We start from the raw sequence: 7,122 nt of genomic DNA, 5'->3' as shown, positions 1-7,122 counted from the left end.
GCCGGCGCCGGGCCGTCGCGCGCCCGCGCGCGAGACGCGGCGCGACGCGCGGCCGGCCCCACCCGTCCGCTTCCCCGCCCGAGAGGTCCGCCGTGTCGACCGTCGCGCTCTTGTTCGTCCTGCCGGCCGCGTTCGCGGTCTGCGCCTGGAGCGGGCACACCCTGGCCCGCCACTACCAGGACCGGTGGGAGCTGGCCGCGACGGCCGCCATCGGCGCGTGCCTCCTGGGGGCGCTCGGCGTCGCGGGCTACGGACGCGCCGAGTCGGCGGGGTGGCGCGAGGCGGCGCTCGGCGTCGTCATGGCGGCGGGCATGTTCGCCGGCTACGACCGCGCGGGGGCCGCGCGCCGTCGGTGAGTCGGCGCAAGCGCGCGTGAGGACCCCGCCGCACCGGAACGGCTGGCCGCGCGCCCCGGCCGTCGTCGCGCTCGCCTGCGCGCTCGCGCTCCTCGCCGGCGCCGCCGCCGCACCGCCGGCGACGCGAGTGGACCCGCCGGTCGAGTTCCGGCTGCGCGACCAGTTCGGGCGCACGCACGATGCCGCCGACTACCGGGGGCGGCCGATGCTGCTCGTCGCGGCGGGACGCGGCGGGCGCGCGGCGGGCACGGCGTGGGGCGGGATGCTGCGCGGGCTCCAGCCGGACTCCGCGACGGGCGTCCCCGTCGTCGCGGTGGCGGACCTGCGCGGCGTCCCGCGCCTGCTGCGGCGCGTCGTGCGCGGCCGCTTCCCCGAGGACCGGCGGCAGGCCGTGCTCCTCGACTGGGACGGCGCGCTCGCGCGGCGGCTCGCCCTCGATCCCGAGCGGTGCACGCTGCTCCTCGTCGCGCCGGACGGAGGGGTGGAGTGGCGGACGAGCCCCGCGGCGGTCGACACCGCGGCGGCGCGCGCCCTACTCGCGCGCGCCGCCGACCTGGCGCCGGCCGGCGCCGCCGGGTCGCATCGCTGACGCGGACGCGGCGCCGTCCGGCCGCGCCGCCGGCGTCTCGCGCCGCGGGAGGTGCAGCGTGAACCTGGTGCCCGCGGACTCGCTCGACTCGACCTCGATCCGCCCGCCGTGCGCGGCGACGATGCGGTCGGCGATGTAGAGGCCGAGCCCGAGGCTCCCCGACGGCCCGCGGCCCGACGCGGTGCGCGGCGCCTGCCGGGTCCGGAGCGGGTTGAAAAGGCCGTCGAGCCGCGCCGCCGGGATCACGGCGCCTCGGTTGTGCACGACCACGCTCGCCGCCTCCGGGGTGCCGCGGAGCTCCACCGTGACCGTGGTGCCGTCGGCGCCGTGCTGCACGGCGTTCCCGACGACGTTGGTCAGCGCCTGGCCCAGCCGCGCCGCGTCCCACCGGCCGCGCTGCTCGCCGCGCGTGTCGACGCGGATCGCGCGCCCCGGGTGCGCCGCGCCGACCTCGTTCACGACGTCGCGCACGACGCGGCCGAGGCTCGTCTCCGCGCGCACGATCGGGATGCCGCCGCCCAGCCGGCTGCGCGTGAAGTCGAGCAGGTCCCCCACCATCGTCGTCGCGCGCCGCGCGCTGGTGCGGACGCGCGCGACGAGCGACCGGTGCGGCTCCTCCAGCTCGCCCGTCTCCAGCATGAACGCCGCCGACGCCTGGATCGCGCCGAGCGGCGTCCGCAGGTCGTGGCCGAGGATGGCCAGGAACGTCTCCTTGGCCTGCTCGACGTCGCGGTTGAAGCGCGTCACGGACTCCGCGAGCGCCTGGTCGATCGCCTCGTTGAAGCGCGTGAGGTCCTCGACGTGCGCGGCGCCGAGCGTCCCCTCCGAGCGCGTCCAGAGCCGGATGACGCTCGCGCGCAGCGCGCGGTACTCCGCCACCATCTGCTCGAGCGTGAAGCCGCTCTGCGCGCGCCCCGCGCCGTGCTCCCCGGCCGCGGTGCGCGCGTCGGGGTGCTCGGCCGGCGCCCGCCCCTGGGACTTGCGCGACTGCGCGCTCCCCGTCTGCGGGCTCGCGAGGTCCGCGGCGATCACGCGGAGCATCTCGTCCGCGTGGTCGCGCAGCGCGGTGACGTCCATGGGTCCGCTGGCGGGCGCGCACGAGCGCGCGAACGCCTCCCACTCGGCGAGGATCGGCTCGCGGTGGGCGAGGACGAAGGCGGCGAGTCGCATCGTCGGCCGGCTTGCCGGGACGTGGGGCGCGGTCGCGCTCAGTCCTGGTCGGGCAGCTCGACGCGCACGCTGCCTCCCGGCGGGATGCCGAGCATGCGGACCGGTCCCATCCCGCCCGCGCGCTCCAGCATGCAGGCGGTCCACCCCTGGCGCACGGCGGCGCGCCGGTTCACGTCGAGGCGTTCGAGCAGCGCCTGGTGCGCGGCGTGGCTGCCGCCGAGCGCCGCGCGGCTCGTCGCGATCTCGTCGGCGCGCGCGCGCAGGGTGGCGAGGATGCCGGGCGCCGCCGGCGTCGCGGGGCTCACGCGTCCCCCCCGGTCGTCGGCGCCGCCAGCGGTGCGGGCCGCGCGTCCGGCCCGGGCGTCGGGCGGTCGTCGCCGTCGGCCCGCGCGCGGCGGGCGTCGTCGGCGAGCCGCGCGAAGTGGCGCTCCTCCTCGCGGGCGACGCGCGCGCCGAAGCCGTTCTTCTTCTGCTCTCTGGGGTCCAGCATGGGGCGAGCCCTCGGCCGCGCGGCGCCCGCCGCCGGACGGCGGGTCGGTGGCGCGGCGATCCGTGCGTGGGCCCGGGCGGCCGGAGGCGGGAGGTCCGCGTCGGTCACGTCGGGGACGTGCGGCCGGCCGCGGTGCGGCGGGCGGGTCGCGGCGCGACTGCGCCGCCTCCGGGGAGCATAGCGCGCGGCGGCGCCGCTGTCAAAGATCCGTCCAGGACAATACCCGAACACGCCACGGCGCGGCGCCGCGGGCGGGACGCGGGGCCGGCGCGGGTAGATTGCCCGCATGGCGCCGCGCGAACCGGTGGGCTCCGCCGCGGCGGACTGGCTCTGGGGGTGGGACCCGACCCCGGGGATCGTCTCCGTGCACGCGGAGCACGACGGGCGCGCGACCGTGTGGCGCCGCGTCCCGGAGACGGGCGCCCTCGTGCGCGAGGACGCGCGCTTCCGCCCCTGGCTGCTCCTCGACGCGCTCGACGACCTGCGCCACCTCGGCGACGCGCTCGGCCCGGAGGGCGACGCGCGCACGGCCGTCCGGCACCGCGAGCTGGAGGGGCCGGGGGCGCTGCGCTGGATCGTCAGCGCCGACGACGGGCGCGCGCTGTCCGCGGCGCTGCTGCGCGGCGCGTCGCAGCGCCTCGGCCGGCGCGTCGGCCACGTCGCCGAGCTGCCCGACGACGCGGTGCTCTGCCTGCCGCCGGAGGAGCAGTACCTCGTGGCCACCGGGCGCACCTACTTCCGCGACCTCCCGTTCGACGCGCTGCACCGGCTGCAGTTCGACCTCGAGACCACGGGGCTCGACGCGCGGCGCGACCGCATCTTCATGGTCTCGGTGCGCTACCCGGACGGCGCCACCGAGGTGCTGGAGGCCGAGGGCGGGGGCGACGCCGGCGAGGCGGACCTCATCCGCCGCCTGGTGGACCGCGTGCGCGACGCGGACCCCGACTCCATCGAGAACCACAACCTGCACGGCTTCGACCTCCCCTTCCTCGACCGGCGCGCGCGCGCGCTCGGCGTGCCGCTCGCGCTCGGGCGGATCGGCGGGCCGGGGCTGCGCACGCGCGGCGCGCAGCGCGGCGCCCCCGGCCCCGACGCCTCCGACGGGCGGCGCGTCCGCTTCGTCGCGCCGGGGCGGGAGCTGATCGACACGCTCGACGCGGTGCGGCGGCACGACTTCGTGCGCCGCGACCTGCCGGGGCACGGGCTCAAGGCCGTCGCGCGCCACCTCGGGATCGCCGCCCCCGACCGCGAGTACATCCCGGGCGACCGCATCTTCGCGACCTACCGCACCGACCCGGAGCGCGTGCGGCGCTACGCGACCGACGACGTGCGGGAAGTGGCCGAGCTGTCGCGCATGCTCGGCGGGCCGGCGTACGCGCTCGCGCGGCTCGTGCCGCGCCGCTACGAGCGGCTGGCCGACGCGGGCCCCGCCACCGGGATGATCGACCCGACGCTCGTGCGCGCGTACCTGCGCGCCGGCGCCGCGCTGCCGGCGCACGCGCGGGGGGACGGCACGCCGCACAGCGGGGCCGCGCTGCACCTGTTCGCGACCGGCGTCGCGACGCGCGTCGCCAAGGCCGACGTCGCGAGCCTGTACCCGTCGCTCATGCGCGCGTACCGCATCGGCCCGGCGAGCGACCGGCTGGGCGCGCTGCTCGCGCTCGTCGACGACCTGGTCGAGCGGCGGCTCGACGCCAAGGCGCGCGCGCAGGCGGCGCCCCCCGGCTCGGCCGAGCGGCACACGCACGACGCGATGGCGGCGGCGCTCAAGCTCGTCGTCAACTCGGCGTACGGCTACCTCGCGGCCGGCGGCGAGCTGACGCGCTTCGCCGACGTGCACGCCGCCAACGAGGTGACGCGGCGCGGGCGCGAGCTGCTGGCGCTCCTCTGCCGCGAGCTGGCGGCGCGCGACGTCACGCTGCTCGAGGCCGACACCGACGGCGTCTACTTCGCCGTCCCCGAGGGATGGACGGAGGCGGACGAGCGGCGCGTGGTCGCCGAGGTGGCGGCGCTGCTGCCGCCGCTCGTGAAGCTGGAGTTGGAGGGGCGCTACGCGGCGATGCTGTCGCACGAGCCGAAGAACTACGCGCTGCTCGCCCACGACGGCGAGCTGACGCTGCGCGGCGTCGCCTTCCGCTCCAGCCGCTCGGAGCCGTTCGGCGAGCGGTTCCTGCGCGAGGCGGTGGCGCGCCTGCTGGCCGGCGACGTGGCCGGCGTGCGCGCCGCCTACCTCGACGCGGTGGCCGCGGTGCGCGCCCGCGCGCTGCCGACGCGCGACGTGTCGTCGGAGGTGCGGCTGACCAAGTCGCCGGCGGAGTACGCGGCGGTGCGCGCCACGCGGCGCGAGCTGGCGTACGAGGCGCTGCTGGCCGCCGGGCGCACGACGTGGCGCGCGGGCGAGCGCGTGCGCGTCTACCGCAGGGCGGGCGGCGAGGGCGGGGTGGCACCCGCGGACGGCGAGGGGGCGGAGGACCCGCGGGCGTACGACGCCGACCACTACGTGCGCCTGCTGCGCACCACCTACGCCGAGCGGCTGGCGCGCGCGTTCACGCCCGAGGACTTCGCCGTCGTGTTCGCGGACGCCGAGCAGCTCGCGCTGTTCGCGCCCTCGCTGCAGGCGATCCGCCCGGTGCTGCGGACGCTGCCGTCGCCCGCGCTCTGACGGCGCGGCGCGATCGGAAGTTCCGCCGTCAGCCGCGCCGCGTCGGCGGGTCGAGGTCGTCGTGCGCGTCGGCGTGGCCGAGCCCCATCCCGCCCATGCCGCCGCCCATCGCCATGCCCATCCCCCCGCCGCCCCCGCCGCCGCCCCCGCCGCCGCGTCCCTGACGCGCCCCGTCGCCGCCCCCCTCGCCGCGCCCGCGGCCGCCGCCGCCCGGCGCCGGCCGCCGCGGCCCCTGCATCGGGATCGCGAGGTCGGCGGGGACCGGGTCGAGGCCGAGCGCCTGGCGGATGAACGCGCGCAGCGCCACCACCAGCGCGTCCACGTGCACCGGGCGGCCGGCCACCAGCTCGCGCGCCGCGCGCTCGGCGAGCCGCACGTGCTCCTCGGTGCCGAGCAGGATCACGTCCGACAGCGCGGCCTCGACGGCGTCGCGCACGCGCCGCGCGCGGTCGGAGCCCTCCTCGGCGGGGGACGCTGCCGGCGTCGCCGCGTCCTCCGCGTCGTCCCCGGCGGCCGGGTCGACGGCGGCGGCCGGGTCGACGGCGGCCGCCGCGCGGCGCAGGTCGCGCAGGTGGCGCGGGTCGACGGCCAGGTCGCCGGTGAACGAGCCGCCGAGCGTCTTGTAGGCCGCGATCAGCGTGCGCAGCCGCTCGTTGATCTGCCGGTTCTCGCGCTCGCGGCGCTGCTGGATCGTGTACATCGCCAGCAGCCGCAGCCCCACGCCGACGACCGTGGCGAGGGCGAGGCCGACGAGCGTGGAGAGCACCCCCGACCAGGAGCTCAGGTCGAGGCCGCGCGCCGCCTGCACGGCCAGGAGCGCGGCCGTCATCGCCCGCCCACGACCGTGCCGTCGTCCAGCCAGCGGTCGGCGCCGAGCCAGCGCGCGCGGCACGCGACGGGCACCGCCACCGGCGCGCCCGCGGGCCCCGTCGCCTCGAGCGCCGTGGTCACGACGTACACGCTGTCCGACTCGCGCGCGACCGCCCGCGCGTCGAACCACGGGAAGCGCACCGTCGGCGTGTCGCCCACCCGCTCGGTCACGACGCGCCGGCACAGCTCCCACGCGCCGGCGGCCATGCGGCCGTCGGGCGCGTCGCCGGGCGCCGGCCGCGGGCGCCAGTCGCGCGTGGACAGCGCGCCCGCGCCGAACGCCAGCGCCGCGCCGTCGAGGAGCAGCGCGCGGTTCGAGCGCGCGGCGGCGCGCGGGCCGGGCGGCGAATCGTCGGTCGCGGGGGGCGGCGAATCGGGCATGCGGGCGCGCATCGTCGATCAGTTCGCGGCGGCGGCCGTCACGCGCAGCACCGACGCCGGGTCCACCGTCACGCCGCCGTAGCGCGTGATCCAGTGCAGGTGCGGCCCCGTCACGCGCCCGGTGGCGCCGACCTTCCCGATCACCTGCCCCTGCCGCACCGTGTCGCCGACCGCGACGTCCTGCGCGCTCAGGTGCAGGTACGCGGTGACCAGCCCCGCGCCGTGGTCGACGTACACCACGTTGCCGCCGACGAAGAACGACTCGACCAGCCGCACCACGCCGCGGTTGGCGGCGCGCACCGGCGCGCCCACGGCGCCGGCGTAGTCGGTGCCCATGTGGCGCGAGGTGACCGTCCCGTTGAACTCGCGCCCGCGCCCGAAGGTGCTCGTCACGCGCGCCTCGCGCGGGCGGCGGAAGGGCGCGGTCCACAGGCGCGGCGTGTCGTGCGCGCGGCGCGACACCTCGGCGGCCATCGCCGACTCGCGCGCCTGCCGCGCGTCGAGCGCGGAGTCGGGCGGCGCCGAGAAGCGCGGGTCGACGCGCAGCCGCTCGAGCGGGTAGTCGGCCGCCGCCAGCGCGACCGTGTCGACGCGCGAGTCCGCG

General features: G+C 78.9%; 9 protein-coding genes. 3 read left to right on the top strand and 6 right to left on the bottom strand.

The features are described from left to right. Positions 1-92: 92 nt before the first annotated feature. Both PYV61_RS18120 and PYV61_RS18115 read left to right on the top strand, forming a co-directional pair. Entirely contained in the window at positions 93-356 is a 264-nt protein-coding gene (locus PYV61_RS18120; RefSeq protein WP_275834199.1) for a hypothetical protein, read from the top strand. Between the two features lie 16 nt (positions 357-372). Next, positions 373-945 (top strand): hypothetical protein, encoded by a 573-nt coding sequence (locus tag PYV61_RS18115; protein ID WP_275834197.1) that lies wholly within the window; start codon positions 373-375, stop codon positions 943-945. Here PYV61_RS18115 and PYV61_RS18110 read toward each other — a convergent pair. Genes PYV61_RS18110 through PYV61_RS18100 form a run of 3 tightly spaced genes read right to left on the bottom strand, consistent with a single transcriptional unit; the run spans position 889 to position 2,605 of the window. Beyond that, entirely contained in the window at positions 889-2,115 is a 1,227-nt protein-coding gene (locus PYV61_RS18110) for a sensor histidine kinase (protein ID WP_275834195.1), read from the bottom strand. The two genes, PYV61_RS18115 and PYV61_RS18110, sit on opposite strands and share 57 nt — an antisense overlap. Before the next feature lie 38 nt (positions 2,116-2,153). Continuing rightward, entirely contained in the window at positions 2,154-2,420 is a 267-nt protein-coding gene (locus PYV61_RS18105; RefSeq protein WP_275834193.1) for a hypothetical protein, read from the bottom strand. Beyond that, entirely contained in the window at positions 2,417-2,605 is a 189-nt protein-coding gene (locus PYV61_RS18100; protein ID WP_275834191.1) for a hypothetical protein, read from the bottom strand. Before PYV61_RS18100 ends, PYV61_RS18105 begins: the two co-directional genes overlap by 4 nt. A 286-nt stretch (positions 2,606-2,891) precedes the next feature. Here PYV61_RS18100 and PYV61_RS18095 point away from each other — a divergent pair, with 286 nt between their 5' ends. Then, positions 2,892-5,267 (top strand): DNA polymerase domain-containing protein, encoded by a 2,376-nt coding sequence (locus PYV61_RS18095; RefSeq protein ID WP_275834189.1) that lies wholly within the window; start codon positions 2,892-2,894, stop codon positions 5,265-5,267. A 28-nt stretch (positions 5,268-5,295) separates the two neighbouring features. Here PYV61_RS18095 and PYV61_RS18090 read toward each other — a convergent pair whose 3' ends face one another. The 3 genes from PYV61_RS18090 to PYV61_RS18080 form a co-directional block, all read right to left on the bottom strand. Then, a complete protein-coding gene (locus tag PYV61_RS18090) occupies positions 5,296-6,096 on the bottom strand; it encodes a hypothetical protein (protein ID WP_275834187.1) in 801 nt (266 codons plus the stop codon). Beyond that, positions 6,093-6,518 carry a hypothetical protein gene (locus PYV61_RS18085; RefSeq protein ID WP_275834185.1) on the bottom strand — a complete coding sequence of 142 codons (426 nt, stop codon included), beginning with the start codon at positions 6,516-6,518 and terminating at the stop codon, positions 6,093-6,095. Before PYV61_RS18085 ends, PYV61_RS18090 begins: the two co-directional genes overlap by 4 nt. 18 nt (positions 6,519-6,536) lie before the next feature. Further along, positions 6,537-7,122 (bottom strand): M23 family metallopeptidase (locus PYV61_RS18080; RefSeq protein WP_275834183.1); only part of this gene is annotated, 586 nt, incomplete at its 5' end.

Source organism: Roseisolibacter sp. H3M3-2, from assembly GCF_029211165.1.
Classification (GTDB): Bacteria; Gemmatimonadota; Gemmatimonadetes; order Gemmatimonadales; family Gemmatimonadaceae; genus Roseisolibacter.
The sequence above is the reverse complement of the archived record's forward strand: the minus strand, read 5'-3'. Positions and strand labels throughout refer to the sequence as shown.

Coding starts and splice junctions, on each gene's coding strand:
- PYV61_RS18110 (WP_275834195.1), bottom strand. CDS start 2,115: ATGCGACTCGCCGCCTTCGTCCTCGCCCACCGCGAGCCGATCCTCGCC.
- PYV61_RS18100 (WP_275834191.1), bottom strand. CDS start 2,605: ATGCTGGACCCCAGAGAGCAGAAGAAGAACGGCTTCGGCGCGCGCGTC.
- PYV61_RS18095 (WP_275834189.1), top strand. CDS start 2,892: ATGGCGCCGCGCGAACCGGTGGGCTCCGCCGCGGCGGACTGGCTCTGG.
- PYV61_RS18090 (WP_275834187.1), bottom strand. CDS start 6,096: ATGACGGCCGCGCTCCTGGCCGTGCAGGCGGCGCGCGGCCTCGACCTG.
- PYV61_RS18085 (WP_275834185.1), bottom strand. CDS start 6,518: ATGCCCGATTCGCCGCCCCCCGCGACCGACGATTCGCCGCCCGGCCCG.